The organism is Streptomyces sp. SP18BB07 (assembly GCF_036322545.1).
Lineage (GTDB): Bacteria > Actinomycetota > Actinomycetes > Streptomycetales > Streptomycetaceae > Streptomyces > Streptomyces deccanensis.
Genome location: NZ_JAQYWT010000362.1, coordinates 98,415 through 121,433, shown reverse-complemented (window position 1 = coordinate 121,433; position 23,019 = coordinate 98,415). Strand labels below are relative to the sequence as shown.

Here is a 23,019-nt window from a genome sequence, read left to right as displayed (position 1 = left end):
CGTTGCCGGCCTTCTGCCGTGACGGCGTAGACACCTCAGGCGCTCAACGTGTCAAGCTGCGGCGGCGATGCGACACGCTGGTCGAGGCGATGCCCGCATCTATGCGGATCGGACCGCATCGGAGGGGATCGAGTTCGCCGCGAACGGCCAGGTGATTGTCGGCTCGGAATTCCAGACGCTGGAGGCGGCGTAAATCGAAGGGATCGCGACGATGTCCTGTGTCGGCGCCCCGGTCATCGTTGACGAGATCGCGGTCACAGGTGGGGCAAGGGGGTCCCGATAGCCGGAAGTTGTTGCTCCGCCCAAATGACCTTGCCTTCGCGGGTGTGCCGCGTGCCCCAGTTCCCGGCGAGCTGGGCGACCAAGAGCAGGCCACGGCCGTTCTCGTCGAAGGTGCGGGCACGGCGCAGGTGCGGGGCGGTACTGCTGTTGTCGGAGACCTCGCACGTCAGAGTGGTGTGGCGGATCATCCGCAGCCGAATGGGGGGTTTGCCGTAGCGGATGGCGTTGGTCACCAGCTCGCTGACCATGAGCTCCGTGGTGAACGCCAGGTCCTCCAGCCCCCAGGCGGACAACTGCTCGGATGCATACCTGCGGGTTTCGGAGACGATCGCCGGGTCAGGGAGGAGGTCCCACGTGGCGACCTGGTCGGCGTCAAGAGCCCGCGTACGCGCCATGAGGAGAGCGACGTCATCGGAGGGGCGGCTGGGAAGCAGCGTGGACAGCAGTCTGTCGCAGGTGTCCTCCAACGAGGTCGGCGTCCCGGCGAGGACCTCGCGCAGCAGTGCGAGTCCGGTGTCCACGTCCCGGGCCCGGTCTTCGATGAGTCCGTCGGTGTACAGCACCAGAAGGCTGCCTTCCGGCACCTCGAATTGCGCAGTTTCGAAAGGTAGCCCGCCCAGGCCGAGTGGCGGGCCGATCGGCAGCTGCGGGAAATCGACGTTGCAGGAGGCCGGGTCATCACCGCTCGAAGTCGATGGAGTCACCACCGCCGGCAGGACGTGTCCGGCGCTGGCCAGGGAGCACAGGCGGGACACCGGGTCGTACACCGCGTAGAGGCACGTGGCGCTGATCTCGTCGGTACCTCGTGCCTCCTCCCGTTGGAGGCGGATGACCACATCGTCCAGGTGGGTCAGCAGTTCGTCGGGGATCAGGTCGATGTCGGCGAAAGCACGGACGGCCGTCCGCAGTCGGCCCATGGTGGCGGAGGCATGGAGGCCGTGGCCGACCACGTCCCCCACGACGAGGGCGACGCGAGCTCCAGAGAGCGGGATCACGTCGTACCAGTCGCCACCCACGCCCGCGCGGGATCCGCAGGGGAGGTAACGGCATGCTGTCTCGACAGCGGGCTGTTCCGGCGCCTGCTGCTGCAGCAAGCTGCGCTGGAGGGTGAGTGCGGTGAAGCGCTCGTGGGTGTAGCGGCGGGCGTTGTCTATGGAGACGGCTGCTCTGGACGCGATCTCGTTGGCCAAGAGCAGATCGTCGTCGTCGAAGGGGTCTGTGGTCCGGTGACGCATGAATTGAGCAAGTCCCAAGGTATTTCCACGGGCCTGCAGCGGCACCAGAAGGATCGAGTGGACACCGAAGGTGCGCAGGGCACGTCTGTAGTCCGGGGACACACCCAACCAGCCAGGGATGTCGGACGTCGTGATCTGGTGCCGCTGAGGCTGCCCGGTGGCCATTGCGCGAGCCGGATCCGACTCCTCGGGGTAGGTGTGCTTCTGCCCTGTGCCACCCTCTGATTCCGGACAGCCGTCCAATAGGGGCTGCTGAGCGACCCGCCGAAGTACCGGCGATGCGGGCGTCGGCTCCACGCCCGCTTCCTGGAACGCGGAGTCGAGCAGTTCAACGGTGACGAGATCGGCGAAGTGGTCGGTACTGACGTTTGCCAGCTCCTGCGCAGTCTGGGTGATGTCGAGCGTAGTTCCGATCCGCGCGCCGGCCTCGTTGATCAGGATCAGCCGCCGCTGCAGCCAGCGGTCGCGTTCCTCCTGGTACGCCATGACGGCCTGTTCCGAGGTGCGGTCGATGTACTCGAAACTCTGCGCACCCAGTGCGATCACCGTCGCGCTGATCAGTTCCGTGTCGCTGGTGAGATGGGCCGCCTCGTCACAGATCAGCTGAAGCAGACCTGCGTGGCCGAGCCGATAGCTGCGCAGGAGCTTGTTGATGGGCACACCGTGCCGAGCGAACCGGCGAGCAACGTCGATACCAGCAGGCAGGGCCTCGACCTTGGTCACATCGAGGCTGTGCTCGTTGAGATCCAGCACGGCGATGACATGTCCGGACACGGCCACCGATACCGCAGTGGCGAGGTCCTCGTATTTCCACAGCTCGGGAAGCTCGCTGCGGATAAGGTGTACCACCACGTCGACCAGCTGGTCCGCTCGAGGCTTGAGCCCTCGGGCAACTTCGGAGAGGAAAGCCTCGACGTTGCTCGTCACAACAGAAAATGCTACGCGCAATGCATATAGGTGGGCATATCCGACCATGGCGGGTTTGCGCATCGACGCGCAAGTATTGGAGGCGGCCACCGCGGTCCAGGCACAGCCGGCAAGGCACCCGGTGCCGACGCAGGACCCGCAGACGCCCAGACAAACGCTGACGCAACGGCGGTGCGGCGACGTCGGCCTGCTCACCTGACGACCCGAACACCGCCCCGGCCTGCAAAGGGCCCTTGGGCGATTCGCCAATTCAAGGCGAGGCCGCCGCGACGACCCGGTGCCGGGAAGACGGCACCCCCTGGTCGACGCCGGGCGTATGCCTCGTCAGGCGACAGCACCTGTGTTGCGATCAGCCGCCCCCGCGCAGCACACGGGACAGGCCCAGGGCCGCCGTCCGTACGGCGGGAGCGAGTTGGGCGGGGCTGAAGCGGGTACGGGGGACCGCCACCGAGAGGGCGGCGACCGTGGCGTCGCCCGCGAAGACAGGGGCGGCGATGCAGCTGACGCCGAGGGCAGCCTCTTGTTCCTCATAGGCGAGGCCGGAGACCTGGGTCTTCTCCAGGGCCATGCGTAGGCGGGCCGGGTCGGTGATGGAGTACGGCGTGAGGCTGGGCAGCGGGCGGGACAGCACCTCCTCGGCCAGCTCGGCGCCGGAGAAGGCGAGCAGGGCCTTGCCGACGCCGGTGCAGGTCAGGGGCAGGCTGCCGCCGATGCGGGAGGGCAGTTGCAGGGCCTCGTGGCCGTGGATACGTTCGAGGTAGACGACATCCAGTCCCTCGCGGACGCCGAGGTGGACGGTCTCGCGCGTGGCCTCGAACAGGTCATGCAGGAAGGGCAGGGCAGTCTCCCGCAGATCGAGCCGGTGCGGGACGAGTGAGCCGAGTTCGAAGAGCTTCGCGCCGAGCCGGTACTGGGTGCCAGCGCGCTCCAGCCAGCCCAGCCGGACCAGGTCCGCCGCCAGCCGGTGCACTGTCGGCTTGGGAAGGCCCGTGCGCTCCGATAGTTCCGACAGCCGGTACGGCCCGCCGCTCGGACTGAAGGATTCAAGGATGAAGGTGGCCTTTTCCAGCATGCTGCCGCCGATGATGTTCCGTGTCACGGAACAGATGTTGTCCCATCGACGGGGTGCTGTCTATATCGATGTCTGTACCGGGAGCCTCGCCCGGACCACCACTCCCCCTCTGGAGGTATCCCGTGTCGACCGTGCTCGATAGCGTCCGCCCGGACGCCGTTCCACCGGCCGTGGTCAAGGCCGCCGACCTGCTGGCGGAGGCCACCCGCACCGGGGTCGCCTGCCCACCAGTGCGGACCCTGCTCGACGAAGGCGGCGACCTGGAGACCGCGTACGCCGTGCAGCAGCTGAACGTCCGGCGCGGCCTGGATGCCGGACGACGTATCGTCGGCCGCAAGATCGGCCTGACCTCGCCTGCCGTGCAGCGCCAACTCGGCGTGGACCAGCCCGACTTCGGCGTACTGTTCGCGGACATGGCCGTGCCGGACGGCGGCAAGGTGCCGGTCGGGCGGCTGCTGCAGCCCAAGGTGGAGGCCGAGGTCGCGCTCGTGCTCGGCAGCGATCTTCCGCACCGCGAGTGCACGGTCGTGGACGTGCTGCGCGCGGTCGACTTCGCGCTGCCCGCGCTGGAGATCGTCGACAGCCGTATCGCGGACTGGAACATCTCCCTCGTCGACACGGTCGCCGACAACGCCTCCTGCGGTCTGTACGTCCTGGGCGCCACTCCCGTGCCGCTCACCGGGGTCGACCTCCGCGCCGTGACCATGACCATGGCCCGCAACGGGTCAGCCGTCTCGGAGGGCACCGGCGTCGCCTGTCTCGGCAGCCCCCTCAACGCGGCGGTCTGGCTGGCCCGTGCCCTCGCGGAGCGCGGCGACCCGCTACGGGCGGGCGACCTGGTGCTCACCGGGGCCCTGGGCCCGATGGCCCCCGCCACCCCGGGTGACTACTTCGAGGCCCACATCTCCGAGCTGGGCTCCGTACGCGTCGGGTTCGCCGGAGAAGCCGCAGCAACAGGCACGGCAGAAGGAGATAACCAGTGAGCAGCAGGACCAAGGTCGCCGTCATCGGCTCCGGCAACATCGGCACTGACCTCATGATCAAGATCTTGCGGCTCTCCGAGAGCCTGGAGATCGCAGCGATGGCCGGGATCGACCCGGACTCCGACGGCCTGGCCCGGGCCCGCCGCCTGAAGGTGGCCACCACGCACGACGGTGTCGAGGGCCTGGTGGCCCTGAACGAATTCGTCGACGTCGAGATCGTCTTCGACGCGACGTCGGCCGGTGCCCACCGCCATCACGAGGACGTGCTCCGTCCGCTGGGCCGCACTCTCGTCGACCTCACCCCCGCGGCCATCGGCCCCTACGTGGTACCCCCGGTCAACGGCGACGTCCACCTCGACGCCCCGAACGTCAACATGGTCACCTGCGGCGGCCAGGCCACCATCCCGATCGTCGCCGCGGTGAACGCGGTCACCCCGGTCCACTACGGGGAGATCATCGCGTCCATTGCCTCCCGCTCCGCGGGCCCCGGCACGCGGGCGAACATCGACGAGTTCACCGAGACCACCTCCTCGGCCATCGAGCGGGTCGGCGGCGCCGCGCGCGGCAAGGCGATCATCGTGCTCAACCCGGCCGAGCCGCCCCTGATCATGCGGGACACGGTGCACTGCCTGATGTCCGACTGCGCCACCGAGGACGTCACGGCGTCGATCGAGGAGATGGTCGGCCGGGTCCAGGCGTACGTGCCCGGCTACCGGCTCAAGCAGAAGGTGCAATTCGACCGGGTGACGGCGGACGACCCGCTGCGCGCCCTCGCTCCCGGCACCGACGAGGCCCTGAAGGTGTCGGTCTTCCTGGAGGTCGAGGGGGCCGCCCACTACCTGCCGGCCTACGCCGGGAACCTCGACATCATGACCTCGGCCGCGCTGCGCACCGCGGAACGCATGGCCGCCCACCGTTCCACCGAGAGGGCCGCGCGATGACCCGTCTGTACGTCCAGGACGTGACCCTGCGGGACGGCATGCACGCCGCCCGGCACCGCTACACCGTCGACCAGGCGCGCGCGATCGCTGCCGCGCTGGACACCGCCGGCGTGGCCGCCATTGAGATCGCCCACGGCGACGGACTGTCCGGCTCCAGCATCAACTATGGCGTGGGCGCCCACACCGACTGGGAGTGGATCGAGGCCGTCACCGACGTCACGCACCACGCGGTACCCACCACTCTGCTGCTGCCCGGCATCGGCACCCTGTACGACCTGAGGCAGGCGCACACCCTGGGCATCCGCAGCGTCCGTATCGCCACCCACTGCACCGAGGCCGACATCTCCGCCCAGCACATCGCCGCCGCCCGTGACCTGGGCATGGACGTCGCCGGGTTCCTGATGATGTCCCACATGGCCGAACCGGCCGACCTGGCCCGCCAGGCCAAGCTGATGGAGTCGTACGGCGCCCACTGCGTATACGTCACCGACTCCGGCGGCCGGCTCACCATGGACGGCGTACGCGACCGCTTCCGCGCCTACCGCGACGTCCTCGACCCGGCCACCGAGCTGGGAATCCACGCCCACCACAACCTCGCCCTGGGCGTGGCCAACACCATCGTCGCCGTCGAGAGCGGCGCTGTACGCGTCGACGCCTCCCTCGCCGGACAGGGCGCCGGCGCCGGCAACTGTCCCCTGGAGGCGTTCATCGCGGTCGCTGACCTGATGGGCTGGAAGCACGCCTGCGACCTGTTCCCCCTGATGGACGCCGCCGACGACCTCGTACGGCCGCTGCAGGACCGTGAGGTGCGGGTGGACCGGGAGACCCTCAGCCTCGGCTACGCGGGCGTGTACTCCAGCTTCCTGCGCCACGCCGAAACCGCCGCCGCCCGCTACGGCCTCGACACCCGAACCATCCTGGTCGAGGTCGGTCGGCGAGGCATGGTCGGCGGGCAGGAGGACATGATCACCGACATCGCCCTCGACCTGGTGGCGCGGACGGAGAGCACCTCCTGATCGCGGGCGACAAAGAAGTGAGCCCCGGCCGACGCCCGGCCGGGGCTCACCACTGCCGGTAAGCCGGAAGCTGCTTCCCCTGGGCCAGCAGCGCGAGAGCACCAAGTCGTCGACGACGTCGACCTACGTAAGCGAGCCTCCGGCGATTGTGGCTTCGGATCCGGGGGTGCCTCTACGTCCTTCGTCAAGGCACCCCTGTCGGGTTGGGGGTGATTCGGTCTTGCTGGGGTTATACGGCGAGCTCGACGTCCGCGGGCGTGCGGGATTCGTAGAAGGTGCCGTCTCGGAGCATGGCCAACAGGACGCTGATGCGTTGGCGGGCGAGGCGGAGGAGTGCCTGGGTGTGGGTCTTGCCGCGGGTGCGTTGCTTGTCGTAGTAGGCGCGGGAGGCCGGGTCGGCGTTCAGGCAGGCGAAGGCGGACAGGAACATCGCCCGTTGAGCTGGCAGTTTCCGCCCCGTGGCGCGTGTTCACCGTGGATCGAGGTCCCGGACGACTTCGTGGTCGGGGCGAGGCCGGCGTAGGAGGCCAGGTGGGCGGCGGTGGGGAAGCTGGTGCCGTCGCCTACGGTGACCAGCAGGACGGCGGCGGTCCTGACGCCGACGCCGGGCATCGATGTCAGGACCGGGGAAAGAGGGTGCGCCTCCAGCAGGGCGTTGATCTGGGCTTCCATCGCCCGTCGCTGGGTGTGGACGGCGGCCAGGGAGGGGATGACGATGTCAGGGGGAAGGTTCAATGAGCGGCTGGCCCACGCGCACGCACTGTGGACCCTCGGGTACGACGCCTGGATACGCGGCGACCACGACGGGGCCTCCATCCTCGTCCGGAACGTGCTGGAGAATGAGCAGGGCTTCAACGACTACAACCGAGTCGCGCTGATGCTGGAGGAGCTGGCCTGGATCACCGCCGCACGGGGCGACCGGGAGGAAGCGGCACGGCTGCTGGGCGCCGCGCGCACCCTGTGGCGGGACACCGACACCACCATCGCGACCTTCGGCCCGCACATGGTCGAGCAGCATGCCCGCTGCGAGGACGACGTCGTAGGAACCCTGGGCCCGGCCGCGTACGAGCAGACCCTCACGGAGGGCGGCCGCCACCGGGGCCCCGACGAGGCCATCGCCTACGCTCTGCGCGCGCGACCCGAGCCGACCGCCGCAGCCCTCTCCCCGAGCCCGCTGACGCCTCGGGAGCGGGAAGTGGCCGCACTGGTGGCACATGGCATGAGTAACCGGCAGATCGCCTCCGCCCTCGGACGCTCCCCGCGCACGGTCCACGGCCACGTCGAGAACATCCTGGCCAAGCTCGGCTTCGCATCCCGTCCCGGATCGCGTCCTGGTGGACAGCGAACCAGATGCCCACCCCGTAGGACAACCCCGTAGAAATACCCGGGCCGGGACCCACCCAGACCCGTACTAATACCCATGGCCTCGGAGCGGACCCCGCACCGAGGCTTTCGGCATTGACGTACCGGATCTGTGGCGGGAACGCGGCCAACGACCGGTGGCAGAAGGAGCTCATGTGACGAACGAAACGCGGGGTCAGCTTCCCCGGAGGTCATTTCTCACCAGCGCCGTCGCTGTGGCGGCCGGCAGCATGCTGGCCGGCGGCGCGATGCTGTCCGGCGCCCCCAGCGCCAGCGCCGCGACCGGCGCGAATGTCACCTGGCGGATCACCGGTGAGCCCGCAGACGACAGGAGGGGCTACGCCCGAATGCTGAGGGGCGTCACGGACGCAATCTCCGACCACCAGACCAGAACGCTGGACCAGGGTGTCGAAGTGGGGCACCCCGTCGACGTGACCCAGAGCAGCGGGGCCAACGCGTACATCACCATCGATCTGCACGCCGAGGACAGGCCCGAGTTCATCCGGGTGTTCCTGCGCCGGCTGGACGCCTACGTCGTGGGCTGGTTCCCGGGCACCGAGGACGGCGGCGGCGTCGTAACGCTCGGCGACTTTTTCCCGCTGGAACCGAACCTGACGAACGGCCAGGGGGGTATTCCGCAAGGCAGAGCCCGCCTGACCAACGGTCCGGACGACCCTGGCAGCATTACGAACCGCCGGTACGAGAACCTCGCCGGTTACGACGCCCTGAGGGGACAGGGCGCCACCCGCGACAACATGCAGATCAGTGTCCAAAGCCTCAACGATGCCGTGCTGAGGCTGCACGCAGGTGACAGCAGCCTCGTCGGTTACGTCCGGATCGCGGCGGCGTCCATCCTTCAAGTAATCGTGGGAGTCTCCGAAGCCGCTCGGTTCCGGAACCAAGCGGCTGGGACCATCGAGGCGTTTCGAACAGGGCAGGCGTACACCGTCCCCCCGCAACACATAGAGCAGCACAACAACTGGCTCCGGATGAGCGAAACGTATCTGGACGCGTTCCTGAGGGGGCTTCCCGTCCTCTCTGCGACACTGACGATCGGCTCAGTCGTCTACCGCTTGGCGAGAGAACTCGCGAGGGACCTCAACCTGGCCCACCACGCGAGCAAGGACACCTACAGCCACCCCCGCAGCCATAGGGACGAACTTCTCGAGGGCGGCACGCTGCTCGTCGCGGCCAACGGCACCGGCGACCACTGGACCGTGCAGGAGGCGATCAACGCCGCAGACAGTAGCGGCGCGAACACCATCGTCATCGACACGGGTGTCTACCACGAAATCCTCAGCGTCCCGAAGGACAGGACCGGGCTGACGATCGAGGGTGTCTCGGGCCAGCGCTCGGACGTCGTCATCTACAACACCAGGTGCAACGGGATGATCAACCCTGCGACCGGCCTGAAGTACGGCACCCAGGGCAGCGCCGTGGCCACCTTCAGGCCGGCCAACCTGACCGTCCGGCACCTCACGATCAGCAACACCTTCGACCGCAACGCCCACCCGGAGATCAGCCCGTACGAGACCCAGGCCGTCGCGGTCGCCGCCATGGGTGACCGGCAGGTGTACCACAACGTCGCGATCATGAGCCATCAGGACACCCTGCTCGTCAAGGGGGAGACGTCTACGACCCAGGCCCGGCAGTACTTCGTCAACTGCTTCATCCGGGGCGACGTGGACTTCATCTTCGGTAACGCCACCGCGGTGGTCGCCCTGTCCACGATCCAGGTGCTCCCGTGGCCCAACGGCACGATACTCGCGCCGAACACCGACTACAGCAAGAAGTACGGGATCCTGCTCGACAGTTGCACGATCACCACCAGCGGTGTATCGAACGACACGATGCACCTCGGCCGACCGTGGAACAACACGGAGGACGCATGGCCCCAGGCAGTAGTGCGCAGCTGCGACATCGGCGCGGGCATCAAGGACGCGCAACCCTGGACCGACATGCTCCCCGACCAGCCCTGGCGGTTGTTCGGCCGTTTCAGGGAGTACCACAACTTCGGTCCCGGGGCCGGCCACGGCTCGGAGTCACCGCAGCTGACTGACGCCGAGGCTGCCGAGTACACCGCCCAGAAGTACCTGGCCGGCACCGACGGATGGAACCCGCTCGGCTTCTGACCGCAGCCGCGGTGGCAGGCACAACGCCCACCGTCACCGCCCTCGCCCTCGCCCTCGCCCTCGCCCTCGCGGGGCGGTGAACCACGGCGGGGCCGGGACAGCACGACCGTCCCGGCCCCGCCGCCCCCGCCGCGAGCCTCTGGGCCGGCCGTGGCACCGCGCTCGCCGAGACCAGGCCCTTTCCGGGAGGGCCCGTCGGTTGTCTACGGGTTGCTTCCGGGACTTCGGTCCGTTGATGTGGTAAGGGGCGTTTCGATGAGTTGATCGGTCCGCTGCGGGCGAAGCTGGAGGCGGTGTCGCCGCATCCGAACGAGCGTCAGCGGCGGCTGTTGTACGGGGCGGAGGCCCGGCAACTCGGTCGTTCGGTGGGATCGCCGCCGTCGCCGAGGCAGCCGGGGGTCTCCACCGGCTGCGTCTCACGGGAGCTGGCCGAGCTGGAGGAAGACGCTGGACCGGATGGCCGCATCCGCCGTCCGGGAGCGGGCCGCCCACCTGCGGCCGTGAAGGGCCCGGGGCTGCGCACGGCGCTGCTGACCCTGGTCGAGGACGCCACGCAGGGCGACCTGGCAGGGCCGCTGACCTGGATGACGAAGTCACTGAGGCACGCGGCGGACGAACTCGCCGCCCGGGGACACGCGGTGGGCCGCGACACCGTCACCGCCTTGTTGAAGGAGGCCGGGTTCAGCCTGCGCGCGAATGCGCGGGTCCTGGCGGGCAGTTCGCACCCGGACCGCGACGCACAGTTCCGGCATCTGACCGACAAGGTCCGCGAGTTCCTGGCCGCCGGGGACCCGGTGATCAGCGTGGACACCAAGAAGAAGGAGCAAATAGGGCTGACGGACAAGAATACACCAACCTGGCGAGGAACTTACTCGGACTTAAAGTGCAATTAGGCCATATCAAACGCTCTCTGAGTGTCCGGCTGATGCCGGCCGGCCCTCATCTCGTTCCTGATGTCGTTGAGCAACTTGGCGTATTTCTCTCTCGCTTCGGAGGGCTCGGTGCTGATCTTCCAGGTGACGTGCGCGCCGTCCGCGGCGATGGCGCTGGGGGCGGCGGCGACCACCAGGCCCAGGCCGCTAACGGCCATCGCGCTGACGGCTGTCGCGGCGGCAAGGAATGTTCTACGGGAAGGTCAGCCCTGCTCTGTGCTCGTCACTTGAGCAGCTCTTGGTTGGTGGTGGCCCACTGGCCGGGTTGCGAGTGCTGGGAACGGAATGCTTCGCATCCGCGAAAGCCGAATGCTCTGAATTTGCAGGACGCATACACCGCCGGCGGCGGCCACCGACTGTCTGCCCAAGAGGGATGACGGGAGGCAGATGCCGTGTGGTTCGGGCGCACCCCTGGGCGCGGGTTTGAAGCCCGCGGCGCAAGGGCCGCTTTGGTGTGCGTCATGCCGGCAAGCATCGGCGCGGGGTACGCCCCAGGACCATGCGTACTGTTACGCGGCGGGCCCGGTAACGGATCCGCGTGGTTTTACGGGGTTGTCCTACGGGGTGGGCGCCTGGTTCGTTGTCCACCAGGACGCGATCCGGGCGCGGGATGCGAAGCCGAGCTTGGCCAGGATGTTCTCGACGTGGCCGTCGATCGTGCGCGGGGAGCGTCCGAGCGCGGTGCCGATCTGCCGATTGCTCATGCCCTTGGCCACGAGCGCGGCCACCTCACGCTCCCGGCGGGTCAGGGGGCTCGGGGCGATGTCCGGTTCAGGGGCAGCCGGGCCGGTGCCGGTGGCGGCGTAGGTGGGGAGTTCCAGGGCGAAGGCGATGGCCCGGTCGGGACTGCCGTGCAGGCCGCCTTCCGTGAACGCTCTCTCGTACGCGGCCTGGCCCAGGGCGTCGATCACCTCCGCCTCGCAGCGCGCGTGGTGCTCGGCCATTCTCGGGTCGAACGCGGTGATGGCGGTGCCGGCGTCCCGCCATAGGGTGTCCGCGGCGCCCAGCAGCCGGGCGGCCTGCTCGCGGTCGCCCGCACAGGCGGTGGCCCAGGCGAGCACTTCCAGCATTCTCGCGACCGCCGAGTGGTCGTTGAAGCCTCGCATGCTCTCCAGCGCGGCCTGGGCGCGTCCCCTGGTCTCCTCGCGGTCACCTCGTTGCCAGGCGTCGAAGCCCAGTGCCAGCAGGACCTGCGCGCGTCCCCACCGCTCCCCGGTCGCCTCGGCGGCGGTGATCAGGTGCCAGCCGGTCTCCGCCGCACGTGGGTCCCCGACGTAGGCCTGGAGGCAGGCCAGCGCGAGCAGCCAGCCGGCCGCTCCGCGCTCGTCGCCCAGCGCCGTCAGGGCGGCCAGCGCGTCCTCGTACCGGGTCATGGCGTCCCCCACCTGCCCCCGGTAGTGCGCCGACACGCCGCGAAAGCCCGTCACATCGGCCCGTACGGCCGGGTCGCCCAACTGTTCACCCACCGCGTCGGCCTCGTCGAGCCACTGGTCGGCCACCGCCAGATCGCCCTGGCACAGTGCGACCCAGACAGCGCTGATCAGCGCGCGGGCTCGTGCCGGTGAGGGCTCGGGCGCCACCGCCAGAGCCCGGTCGAGCTGACGGCGTCCCTCGCCGAGGAAGCCGCCGACGCACCAGTGGAAGGCCAGCGCGGCGGCCAGCGCGAGCCGGACCTGGGGGTCGGCACCGCAGTCGAGGGCCGCCAGCAGGTTGCCGTGCTCGGCGCGCAGCCGGGCCAGGTTCTCCACCTGCCCCGGGCCGTACCAGCCCGTGTCGACGTGCTGGGCGAGGGCGAGGAAGAAGTCGCGGTGCCGCAGCAGCAGCCGTTCCTCTTCGCCGGAGTCGGCGAGCCGTTCCCGTCCGTACTGCCGGATGGTCTCCAGCAGCCGGTAGCGCGGCTGGCCCTCGACCTCGCAGGTCAGCACCACGGACTGGGCGACGAGCCGGTCCAGGAGGTCCAGTACCTCGCACGCCGAGACCCCTTCGCCCGCGCAGACCTCCTCGGCCGCGTCCAGGGCAAAGGTCCCGGCGAAGACCGACAGCCGGTTCCACAGCAGCCGCTCGGCGGGAGTGCACAGCTCCCAGCTCCAGTCGACGAGCGCGCGCAGCGTGCGCTGGCGTGGCGGTGCGATCCGGCAGCCACTGGTGAGCAGCGCGAACCGGTCCGCCAGCCGGTCCGCGGCCTGGCCGACGGTGAGGGTGCGCAGCCGTGCGGCAGCCAGCTCGATCGCCAGCGGCAGCCCGTCCAGGTCGGCACAGAGCCGGCGGACCTGCGCCTGGTTCGCCTCGGTAACGCGGAAATCCGGCCGGACGGCGGAGGTCCTGGCCTCCAACAGCTCGACCGCCTCGTCCGGGGCCAGCGGGGGCACGGTGAAGACGTGCTCGCCGGTCATACCCAGCATCTGCCGACTGGTCGCCACCATGCGCAGCCCGGCGGCGGCCGACAGCAGCGTCTTCGCCAACTCGGCGCAGGCATCGACGAGATGCTCGCAGTTGTCCAGCACGATCAGCGTGTGCCGCCCGGCCAGGTATCCCGCCAGCTGCTCCGGGACGGGCCGGGTGCCCAGGTCCAGCACCCCCAGCGCGGTCGCCACCGCGTCCGCTACCGCCGACGGCACCCGCACCGGGGCCAGGTCCACCACCCACGCCCCGTCCGTGAAGTACTCGCTGGACGCGGCGGCCACTTCCAGGGCCAGCCGGGTCTTGCCCACCCCGCCGACCCCGGTCAGGGTCAACAGCCGTGCGGTGGCCAGCGCATGACGGACCTCGGCGACCTCCCGGCTCCGGCCCACGTACGGGGTCAAGGCCGCAGGCAGGTTCCCCGCTTCGGGTATCACACGGGTCGGGACAACCATGTTCACTCTCACCGGCAATCGTGTGGGCGACGTGCCGAAGCACCATGGGCATGGTGCGGCCGCAGCACACCGTTGCCCCCGCGGCCTCGGACCCAGCCGAGGCATCTGCCCCTCGCCCCGTGCAATGGCGTCATCCGCCCGGCAGGGGACAGGGACCGCCCCCGGCGGCCGAGGCTCTCAGCGCAACAAGGGCGGCATACTTGGGTGAATCGCCTTCCGCGTGTGCACGTGACGAATATCGGCACCGCACTATCCCTTTCAACTGGAGCAGCCAGACCACACTTGCACACATGCGAGCAATTATCTAAATGACGGTGCTCACAGTCCGCTACAGCAACACCTGGATACTCGACGCCCAGAGCAGAGACGCCAGACGTCCTGACCTGTCTCGTCACGACCGATCCGGCACGTGCGCAAGCACATCCACCGTCATGTCATACGGCTTGCTGCACGGTGGGCGCGAAGCGCACCGGAGGTCTTTCGTCGTGACTAAGCCCAGCCACTGTCAGGGGATCAGGCTCGTCGCCGCTGCAGCCGAGGTCCGGGAGGTCACGGTTTCGCGCGGGGTGTTCTGACCGGTTCCCCGGACGACGCCTGAGAACAGATTTCGTGCGGAGACGGCGCGAAGGGCCCTCGGGTCTACGACTGCTCTGCAGTCAGGCCAGCCTGTCCCGCCCCGAAGGGGTCGCTTCCTGCCTCGCCTTCACCCCCGCAGAGGCAGACGTCTCCGAACTGGTCCGCGTGGCCGCTCCGGATCGGCCGTCGAGGAGTTCTGCCCGGCCGCGAAGAACGAGTGCGGCCTGGACTACTACGAAGTCCGCCGCTACGTGGGCTGGTACCGCCACATCACGCCGCCCATACTCGCGCACACCTTCCTGGCCGCGATGGCCGCCCACGCCCTCGAAAAGGGGGCCGTAGACGCGGTCCGAGCAGTCTCGTTCCCCTCGCCGTGGCAGAAGTGCGACGACTCCTGGATCTTGCCCATTCCCCAGCAGCCCGGCTACCGCGGACCATCACGAACCACCACCTACCTGACGCAGCGTCAGTTCAATAACTGAACATGTACGACGACGAGGACAAATAGAGAAACCCAACTGGAGTACTTACCGAGCAGTCCGCTCACTCCACTGATCGTGATGGTCAGGCCGAGGATGGTCACGACGGCCGCGGAGACCATCGGCAGCCACCGGATCAGCGGGCTCCACCTGTCCGGGCGCTGGAAACTTCCCAGCCTCGTACGGGCGCTGACCAGGATCAGCCCGAGTCCGACCAGCACCCCGGCCAGCCCGACACTGAACGCGACGATCATGGCCAAGCCCAGCGCCGTGCGGTTGAGCCCGATGGCGAGCACGAGCACGCCCAGGGCCTCGGGGCAGGGAATGATGCCACCGGAGACGCCCATGGCGGCGAGACCGCGGAAGGTGGTGGGGACGGTCAGGGGCGCGTGATGGTGGTGATGGCCCTCCCTGTGACTGTGGTCATGGCTGTGCCCGTGGTCGTGCCGGTCGCGCTGGTGCCAGCGGCGCAGTACCAGTCGCGCGCCGAGGACCAGTACGACCGCCCCAGCGGTGATCTCCAGTACCGGCACCAGAATTTCGGGTACGACGAACCGGCCCGCGAACAGCACCAACGTGCCGAGGGCGATCACGGAGGCGGTGTGGGTGATGGTGATGACCGCGCCGAGGGCGACCGCCTGCCGGGGGGTGCTGTTGGCGCCGACCAGGTAGGAGGCGAGGAGAGCCTTGCCGTGTCCGGGTGTCAGGGCGTGAAAGGCGCCGAGCAGGGCGCAGGTGCCGATCAGCAGGAGCAGTGCCCAGGGGGAGGTCAGCGGGGCGCGCAGGGCACCGAGCATCGTCCCCTCCCCCTCCCCCGCGTCGGCGGAGCTCGGAACGGCGGTGACCTCCCCCTCCCTGAACGTCAGCGTCATGGCCCGCCCCTCGTCCCCTCGCTCGAATCCGCTGGGGCGGACCGCGTCCGTCGCCGCGACCAGCACGTCCGCCTGGACCGTCGTACGGACGCCGGGGTCGTACTCGTTAGTGAAGACGACCTGGCCGAGGCTGCCGGGCGAGGGCAGTGCGGCCGTCAGGTTGACGCGTACCGCGCCGCCGGCCGCGGCCAGCAGCGCGTACTCGGCGTACTCGCTGCCCGTCACGGTCAGCTTCACCTCCCGGCCGTCCACGCGCAGCGCAAGGGCCGAGGTCACCCGGTCCAGGTGGGCGGCTCGCTCGTGGGCGTCCAGTTCCCCGTCGCCGTCGGTGTCGATGGACTCGGCGAAGGCAGGCGCCATCAACACGCCTGGTGTGATGGCGAGTTCGACGTCGAGTTGGGTGGTGGTGGGCGTCAGGTACGCCTGCTGCACCACCTCGTCGCTGGGGTGCGCCTCTGCGGGTGTGGCGGCGAGACCTGCCCCGGCGACGGCCAGCGCGAGGGCCGCCGTCCTCCGGGCCAGGCGACGGGTGCGGGGAGAGGTCACGGACTTCAGTCCTCGGCGCCGTAGTCGTTACCGTTCTCGCGGTAGATGGAGTGGATATGGGTGACCCCGCCGGCGTTGGCGCCCTGCCCCTGCTGATGGGCAAACTCGATCGTGAACGACGGGCTCTGCACCCGGTAGTAGATCGGCTGGTCGCTCTCGGTCGAGCCGTACCAGGCGAAGTACGTGTTCTTGAGGTTCTTCTCGGCGTCCGCCAGCCTGGCCTTCGCCTGCTCGTCGTTGAGCGGGGTGATCCACTCGTCGATCAGGTCCAGCAGCAGCTTCTGCTGGTCCGCGTCGAGGTCGGACGCCTTGACGCCCTCGCTCTCCAGGGTCTTGCCGTCCTGCCCGGCGCCCAGCACGATCTCGGTGACCGCCGTGTCCAGCTCGGCCGTGTCGAACTGCTCGTCGTCCAGCGACTGCGCGACCTGGAACGCCTTCTCCGTCTCGCCCTTCAGCGGCTCGACCTCGGAGCCGTCCTTGTCGTAGTACGCGGGCTGGGCGGCCCACAGGGTCGGGCCGAGCGTCATGGTGTCGCCGGTCAGGGTGACATTGACGGCGAGGTGGTGTCCGCCGTACTGGAGCGTCCACTGTCCGGTCTCGGACGGGGTGCCCAGGACGCGGATCCAGTAGTGGTCCGCGCCGAAGTCGAGGTCGATGCCGCCCGCGTCCTTCAGGACGCCGTCGCCGTACGTGATCCCGGTGACCTGCTCGTAGCCGTCCTCGCTGAGCGCCGCCTTGAGGATGGCGAGCACCGCGGCCTGCTGCTCGTCGTCGAGGGAGTCCATCCTGAGGCCCGCGCGCTCGAAGAGCTGGTCGGGCAGGTTGGACCACTGCGACAGGTTGGCCGCGGTGCGCTCGGCCTGCACGGACACCTTCTGTTCGTCGTCCAGGATGGCCAGGAACGCCTTGGTCGCGGTCAGGACCTGGGTGGCCGCATGGCCGCCGCCGGAGCCGGACGGCGTGGTGGCGGAGGCTGAGGTCGAGGCGTCCGTGGACGTCGACGACGACTCGGAGTCACCCGACCCGCAGGCGGTCGCGAACAGAAGCAGGGCAGCAACACCGGCCGCGAGACGGTATTCGGACACGGCAGTTCTCCAATGGAGGGGGAGGGGAGGGTGGAAAGCGGGGAGCGGGGAGCGGGGAGCGGGAGGGAACGCTCCAGGCGGTGGTCATGGGGAATTCTGATGGAACCGTCAAGTGCGATCGGGGCTGATCTCGTTGCCCAGCGGTAGTCGAAAACGCCGTATATGCAGATAGGGCGTGCGTTTCGCCGCTCGATCGCTGACAAAATTGCTAACAAAATGACAGGTTCGGCCGCCTGTCATCGTCGGCCGTCAGCCGCTACACCGATCTCATTCTGAAACGCTCAATAGTGAGGATGCCGTAGGCGCTGGCAACGGCCGCGATGACGTGACTTTGCCCCTGACCAGCAGCGCGGCACGCTGGGCAACGAGATGTGCCCCGCACCCGCCGATCGGGACCGGCTCCGACGCCGGTCCGGACAGGGGCGCTGTCAGTCGTCGGGGATACCGGCACCGCTGAGTGCCGGGACGGTGTTCTCCGGACGGGCGAGGGAGAGAGCGCCGAGCCGGAACTGGTCGAGTTTGTCGACGATGGTCTGGCCGACCGGGGTGTGGCCCCAGATGCTGATGCCCTGGTGGGTGGTGGGTTCCCACGTCGTCTCGTCGATGACGATCGGGTTCCAGCCGACCTCCCACTCGAAGCCCGAGGGGGTGCGGGCGTAGTAGGAGAGTTCCTTGTCGTTGGTGTGCTGGCCGACGGACAGGGCCATGTCGAAGCCGAGTTCGCACACCCGCTGATAGCTCCGGGCCACGTCGTCCAGGGTGCTCACCTGGACGTTGAGGTGTTGCACCCGGGTGCGGATCGGGTCGATGGGCAGGCCGCGGACGGCGGCGATGGCGATGGAGTGGTGGCGTTCGTTGACCCGCAGAAAGCGGATCTTGAGTTTCACGCCGCTGATCGTCTCGTCGATGTAGTCGGTCAGCCGGGCGTCGAAGACGGTGTTGAAGTAGCCCCGCAGCTGAGCCGGCTTGGTGGACGTGATCGCGATGTGCCCCATGCCCGAGTCTCCGGTGACGAACCCGGAGGCGAGCATCCGCAGCGGCTCGGCGGACTTCACCGGGGTGGTGTAGATCTCCTGGGTGATGCCCTTGGGGCCGGGGAAGCGCAGCAGGCGCTCGACGCCCCGCAACTCCGCCTCCTCCTTGGTGCCTTCGACGACGGGGACGCCCTGGGCGCGGATGCGGGCCTCGATCTGCTCGAACGTGCCGTGGTCGTCGAGGTGCCAGCCGGTGGCGACGACGTCCTCGGCGGGCCCACGCCGCAACAGGAAGCGGCACTCCTGGTCGTCGAGCCGGAACCGCATCAGACCGGAGTCGAGGTCGTCGCGGTGCATGCCGATGGCCTCGGTGCCGAACCGGCGCCAGTCGGCGAAGCGGTTGGTCTCGATGACGACGTAGCCCAGGTGGACGGCACCGAAAACCGAAGCGGTGGCGTTCATCGACGGCCTGCCAGGAAGTCGGCGCACAACCGGTTGAACAGCTCGGCGCGTTCGAACTGGACCCAGTGCCCGGTGTTGGCGACCTCGTACAGATCGCAGTTGGGCATCCGCCCGGCCAGCATGGGCCCGCCGGAGGGCCGGTTGACCTTGTCCGCCGCGCCCCACAGCACCAGGGTGGGCACGGGCAGCCGGGCCAGGCGCTTGTCGCGGGTGAAATCCATCTTCCACAGGGCGCGCAGCGACTTCGGGCGCCTCAGCGGCGGAGCCGCGACGACCTCCGGGTCGATGCTGTCCTGGTACCGCGCGTCGATCACACTGTCCGGCACGTCGGCGGCGTTGAATACGAGGTAGTTGCGGATGAACTTCTCCAGCTTCAGCCGCGAGGGCCCGTCCCCGGAATAGTAGTTGAGCAGGCTGTTGAGGCCCGGGGTGGGCAGCGCACGCGTGGTGCCGATCCCGCCGGGGCCCATGAGGACCATCCGGTCGACGCGGTCGGGGGTGTCCAGGGCGAGGCGCAGGGCGCAGGCGCCTCCGTAGGAGTTGCCGACCAGGTGGGCCTTGTCCAGGCCAAGTCGGTCGAGCAGAGCGCGGACCGTGTCGGCGAGGTACCCGAAGGGGTCGGCGCCGTCGACGCCCTTGGCGCTGCGTCCGTAGCCGGGCAGGTCGGGGACGATGACCCGGTACTCCTTGGCCAACTCGGCGATGTTCCGAGCGTAGTTGGCGACACCGGAGGCGCCGGGGCCGCCGCCGTGCAGGAGCAGGACGGGCGGGCCCTCTCCTGTCTCCGCGACGAAGATCTTCTTTCCTGCGACGTCGAGCAGGAACTCCTGCATCGACGGCAGTTCGGTGTGGGTGGTCATGGCAGTCCTTACAGGGTGATCGAGGCGGTCGAGGCGGTCGCGTGCGGCGCCGGGGTGAAGCCGGCGGGAGGCGGCGGGAGTGGGGCGCCGGTGCGTGCGGCGGCGTAGACGTAGGCGTCCGGGCGCAGGGCGAGGGTGGCCGCGCGGTGCTCGGCCATCCAGGGCAGTAGGACGCCGTCGCTGTCGACGACCGTGCCCTCGGCCGGCTTGGAGCCTGCGGGCGTGACGGTCAGCGAGGGAACACCGGCGCGGCCCCAGGCGGGCTGGGGCACGGACGGTCCGCGGTGCAGGAGCACCCAGCGGCCGCCGAGTACGTCGTCCAGCCGTACGCGTTCACCGTCGGGGCCGGTCACCCAGGGCTGCGGGATCTGGTGGCCGGACGCCTTGGTGCGGGGGCGGGCCTGGAAGCCGTCGGCGTAGTGGGCGACGGGTATCCAGTTGGAGTCCTGGAGCCAGTTGCTGAAGCCCGGTATGCGGTTGAGGGCGCGCAGTGCGGTGTTCCGGATGCGGGTCACCGGGAGGCGCCGTTCGGTGATGATCCGTCCGACGAACACCGCACGCTTGGTGATCTCCTTGACGTGTGGCTTGCGTTCGGTCTCGTAGCTGTCCAGCACCGTCTCGGGCAGTTCGCCGCGCAGTACGGCGGCCAGCTTCCAGCACAGGTTGGCCGCGTCGCGTACGCCGGCGGCCATGCCCTGGCCGATCCACGGCGGCATGGCGTGGGCGGCGTCGCCGGCCAGGAAGACGCGGCCCATGCGGAAGCGGGCGGCGAAGCGGACATGGTGGCTGTAGACGGTGGCCCGCAGAACTTTGATGCTGTCCCGGCTGATGCCGTACCGGGACACCATCGCGGAGATCGCGTCGTCGGTGGTCAGGTGCTGCTCGTCGTCGCCGGGCAGGATCGGGAACTCCCAGCGGTGGTGACCGAGCGGGGTCGGGCAGTCGACCGCCGGGCGGGCCGGGTCGCAGCGGAAGCGCAGCCGGTCGTGGTCCGGCCAGGGCTTGAGCATCTCGGTGTCGATGACCACCCAGCGGTCCTCGTACGTCTTGCCCTCGTAGCCGATGTTCAGTTGCGCACGGATGAGACTCGACCCGCCGTCGGCCGCGATCACGTACGACGCGCGCAGCCGGGAGACGGAGTCGTCGGCGGTCCCTACCACCGTCAGTTCCACGCCCTCGGCGTCCTGTCGCAGCCGCAGGCATTCGTGCCGCAGCCGGATCTCCACGTTCGGGTGGCGGTCCACCCCGTCGCGCAGAACCTGCTCCAGCGCCGGCTGGTAGATGAACATCTGCGGCGGATGTCCATGGCCGCGCGTGGTGGGGTGCGCGCTGAGGAAGGTGCGGCCCCGAGCGTCGACGAAGTCGAGCGGCCGCTCGGCCAGCATGTCCTGCTTCAGCCGCTCGGCCAGGCCGATGCGCTGCCAGATCCGCATGACCTCCTCGTCCGTGGAGATCGCCCGGGCGCGGGCGTAGACCTCGGCGTCGCGTTCGAGCACGACGACCCGCAGGCCCATCGCCCCCAGCAGGTTCGCCGCGGTCACACCCGTGGGCCCGTAGCCGATCACCGCCACGTCGTACGCACTGTCGTCGGCTCTGTCCTTGGCGCTGATTTCACTCACCAGGCCACCTCACTGTCGTCCCTGATGCTACGACTCTTGTTGTAGCGTTTACTCCAATTGGAATAGCCGCTACGGTAAGCTGGGTGCTGGAGACGGTCAAGAGCCGGCACAACAGGAAGGGCGCCTTCATGACCAAGCCGCAGACGGCGCGCAAGAAGCGCGCGAACGGGGTGGAGTCGCGGCAGCGCATCCTCGACGCCACCGTCGAGATCGCGGGCGAGCGCGGGTACGAGGGCACGTCCATCGCGGCGGTCAGCGCCAAGTGCGGACTGCCCGCCAGCTCGATCTACTGGCACTTCAAGGACAAGGACGACCTGATCGCCGCGGTCATCGAGCGCAGCTTCGAGACCTGGCTGAAGGCCGTCGAGCTGCCGGGAGAAGAGACCGGTACGCCACAGCAGCGGATCGCCACCATGGCGGCGAACGTGGCCAGGTCGCTGATCGAAGCGCCCGACTTCCTGCGCCTCGGCCTCATGCTCGCCCTGGAGCGACGACCGGTGGAGCCCCGGGGCCGGACCGTGTTCCTCCAGGTCCGTGACGTCACCCAGCAGAAGATCACCGAAGTTATCGAGGCGCTCGTCCCAAACCTGCACGAGGACGACGTGCGCACCCTAAGCACCTACGCCGTCGCGGGTGCCGACGGCCTGTTCATCCAGCGGGAGATCACCGGTGACGGCGTGGATCTGGTCGCACTGTTCAAGCTGCACGCACAGCTGGTCTACGAGGCGGCGGTCCGTATGGCGGCGAGGAGCGAGGGATGACCCTGACAGCCGAAGAACGCGCGCAGGCGGCACGGCTGCTGCGCCATGCCGAGCAGCGGGTGTCTCCGATCGCCCCCCTGTCGGTTCTGCTGCCCGCCCTGGACCTGGCCGATGCCTACGCCGTCCAGCAGGCCAACATCGCCCGGCGCCTGGCCGACGGCGCGAGCGTCGTCGGCCACAAGGTCGGCCTGACCGCAGCGGCGATGCAGCAGCTCCTGGCCGTCGGCGAGCCCGACTTCGGCCAACTGCTGGACGACATGGTCCACCGCGACGGCGCGCGGGTCCTCGCGGCGCGCTACTGCGGGCCGCGCGTCGAACCGGAGATCTGTTTCCGCCTCGCCGAGCCCCTCCGCGGTCCCGACGTCACCGTCGGCGACGTCCTGGCGGCCACCCAGGCGGTCGCCCCGGCGTTGGAGATCGTCGACAGCCGCATCCGCGACTGGAAGATCACCCTGCTCGACACGGTCGCCGACAACGCCAGCACCGCCGGCCTGGTCCGCGGCCCCTGGACACCCCTGGCCGACGTGCCCGCCCTGGCCGACGTCACTGTCGACCTGCTCGTCGACGGCGAGCGCGTCGCTTCGGGCAGCGGACGCGAGGTACTCGGCCATCCGGCCGCCGCCGTCGCCTGGCTGGCCAACACCCTCGCCACCTTCGGCACCGCCTTGGAGCCCGGACACGTGGTGCTGCCCGGCGCCATGATCACCGCCCCCTTCGTGAGCGCCGGCCAGAAGATCGAGGCCCGCTTCAGCGCTCTCGGCCCGGTGTCGGTGACCTTTGGGTGATTCGCCTTCCACTTGAATCACCCGACCTGATTCACCCGACGAGTATCCGCATGCCGCCTGCTCCCGCCCCGTCACCACTCGCCGTCATCGGCTCCGGGCGCCACCGGCATGCCGAGCCGCATGACGAAGCCCGCGTGCCTCGCCCGGTCGGCCGGGAGTAGCTGGCCAGCTCAGCCGCGACCGGTTCGCCGTACCAAACCCTGTCGACGTTCTCGTGCGACGACTAAGGCTTCGCCTCGTCCAGCTGAACGCGGGACACGGTC

At 69.1% G+C, this 23,019-nt stretch carries 16 protein-coding genes and 1 pseudogene; 8 read left to right on the top strand and 9 right to left on the bottom strand.

Features of this window, described 5'->3' with window-relative positions; translation table 11 throughout:
* Positions 1 to 254: 254 nt before the first annotated feature.
* Positions 255 to 2,492, bottom strand: coding sequence for an ATP-binding SpoIIE family protein phosphatase (locus PUR53_RS40330; protein ID WP_329911999.1), 2,238 nt, complete (start codon positions 2,490 to 2,492; stop codon positions 255 to 257).
* A gap of 301 nt (positions 2,493 to 2,793) precedes the next feature.
* On the bottom strand, positions 2,794 to 3,516 hold the full coding sequence (locus tag PUR53_RS40325; protein WP_329911998.1) for an IclR family transcriptional regulator: 723 nt from the start codon (positions 3,514 to 3,516) through the stop codon (positions 2,794 to 2,796).
* A 170-nt stretch (positions 3,517 to 3,686) separates the two neighbouring features.
* Here PUR53_RS40325 and mhpD point away from each other — a divergent pair, with 170 nt between their 5' ends.
* Genes mhpD through dmpG form a run of 3 tightly spaced genes read left to right on the top strand, consistent with a single transcriptional unit; the run spans position 3,687 to position 6,456 of the window.
* Entirely contained in the window at positions 3,687 to 4,499 is an 813-nt protein-coding gene (gene mhpD, locus PUR53_RS40320; protein ID WP_443080428.1) for a 2-keto-4-pentenoate hydratase, read from the top strand.
* Positions 4,496 to 5,440: an acetaldehyde dehydrogenase (acetylating) gene (locus PUR53_RS40315; protein WP_329911756.1), complete on the top strand. Its 945-nt coding sequence runs from the start codon at positions 4,496 to 4,498 to the stop codon at positions 5,438 to 5,440. The genes mhpD and PUR53_RS40315 overlap by 4 nt, the downstream gene beginning before the upstream one ends.
* A complete protein-coding gene (dmpG, locus tag PUR53_RS40310) occupies positions 5,437 to 6,456 on the top strand; it encodes a 4-hydroxy-2-oxovalerate aldolase (RefSeq protein ID WP_329911754.1) in 1,020 nt (339 codons plus the stop codon). Before PUR53_RS40315 ends, dmpG begins: the two co-directional genes overlap by 4 nt.
* 229 nt (positions 6,457 to 6,685) lie before the next feature.
* Here dmpG and PUR53_RS40305 read toward each other — a convergent pair.
* Positions 6,686 to 7,176, bottom strand: a pseudogene (locus PUR53_RS40305) (transposase); the annotation flags it as partial.
* On the opposite strand from PUR53_RS40305, the gene PUR53_RS40300 reads away from it, so the two are divergent.
* From PUR53_RS40300 to PUR53_RS40290, 3 genes are all read left to right on the top strand, one after another.
* Positions 7,166 to 7,834 (top strand): response regulator transcription factor, encoded by a 669-nt coding sequence (locus PUR53_RS40300; RefSeq protein WP_443080418.1) that lies wholly within the window; start codon positions 7,166 to 7,168, stop codon positions 7,832 to 7,834. The pseudogene PUR53_RS40305 and the gene PUR53_RS40300 overlap by 11 nt on opposite strands.
* Before the next feature lie 139 nt (positions 7,835 to 7,973).
* A complete protein-coding gene (locus tag PUR53_RS40295; RefSeq protein ID WP_329911751.1) occupies positions 7,974 to 9,950 on the top strand; it encodes a pectinesterase family protein in 1,977 nt (658 codons plus the stop codon).
* 260 nt (positions 9,951 to 10,210) lie between these two features.
* The gene (locus PUR53_RS40290) at positions 10,211 to 10,843 is read left to right on the top strand and encodes an ISAzo13-like element transposase-related protein (RefSeq protein WP_329911749.1); all 633 of its coding nucleotides are present in this window, start codon (positions 10,211 to 10,213) and stop codon (positions 10,841 to 10,843) included.
* Positions 10,844 to 11,439: 596 nt separating this feature from the next.
* Here the strand turns inward: PUR53_RS40290 and PUR53_RS40285 are convergent.
* From PUR53_RS40285 to PUR53_RS40255, 6 genes are all read right to left on the bottom strand, one after another.
* Positions 11,440 to 13,686: a LuxR C-terminal-related transcriptional regulator gene (locus PUR53_RS40285; RefSeq protein WP_329911747.1), complete on the bottom strand. Its 2,247-nt coding sequence runs from the start codon at positions 13,684 to 13,686 to the stop codon at positions 11,440 to 11,442.
* A 1,093-nt stretch (positions 13,687 to 14,779) separates the two neighbouring features.
* Entirely contained in the window at positions 14,780 to 16,210 is a 1,431-nt protein-coding gene (locus tag PUR53_RS40275) for a nickel/cobalt transporter (RefSeq protein WP_329911745.1), read from the bottom strand.
* 5 nt (positions 16,211 to 16,215) lie between these two features.
* On the bottom strand, positions 16,216 to 17,295 hold the full coding sequence (locus tag PUR53_RS40270) for a DUF3500 domain-containing protein (RefSeq protein WP_329911742.1): 1,080 nt from the start codon (positions 17,293 to 17,295) through the stop codon (positions 16,216 to 16,218).
* A 428-nt stretch (positions 17,296 to 17,723) separates the two neighbouring features.
* Entirely contained in the window at positions 17,724 to 18,731 is a 1,008-nt protein-coding gene (locus tag PUR53_RS40265; protein WP_329911740.1) for a VOC family protein, read from the bottom strand.
* Positions 18,728 to 19,591, bottom strand: coding sequence for an alpha/beta fold hydrolase (locus PUR53_RS40260; RefSeq protein WP_329911738.1), 864 nt, complete (start codon positions 19,589 to 19,591; stop codon positions 18,728 to 18,730). Before PUR53_RS40260 ends, PUR53_RS40265 begins: the two co-directional genes overlap by 4 nt.
* A gap of 8 nt (positions 19,592 to 19,599) precedes the next feature.
* Positions 19,600 to 21,210 (bottom strand): bifunctional 3-(3-hydroxy-phenyl)propionate/3-hydroxycinnamic acid hydroxylase, encoded by a 1,611-nt coding sequence (locus tag PUR53_RS40255; RefSeq protein ID WP_329911736.1) that lies wholly within the window; start codon positions 21,208 to 21,210, stop codon positions 19,600 to 19,602.
* 128 nt (positions 21,211 to 21,338) lie between these two features.
* On the opposite strand from PUR53_RS40255, the gene PUR53_RS40250 reads away from it, so the two are divergent.
* Both PUR53_RS40250 and PUR53_RS40245 read left to right on the top strand, forming a co-directional pair.
* Positions 21,339 to 21,971, top strand: coding sequence for a TetR/AcrR family transcriptional regulator (locus PUR53_RS40250; RefSeq protein ID WP_329911997.1), 633 nt, complete (start codon positions 21,339 to 21,341; stop codon positions 21,969 to 21,971).
* Complete coding sequence (locus PUR53_RS40245; protein WP_329911734.1) at positions 21,968 to 22,756, top strand: 2-keto-4-pentenoate hydratase; 789 nt, start codon at positions 21,968 to 21,970, stop codon at positions 22,754 to 22,756. Before PUR53_RS40250 ends, PUR53_RS40245 begins: the two co-directional genes overlap by 4 nt.
* The last annotated feature ends 263 nt before the right edge of the window (positions 22,757 to 23,019 follow it).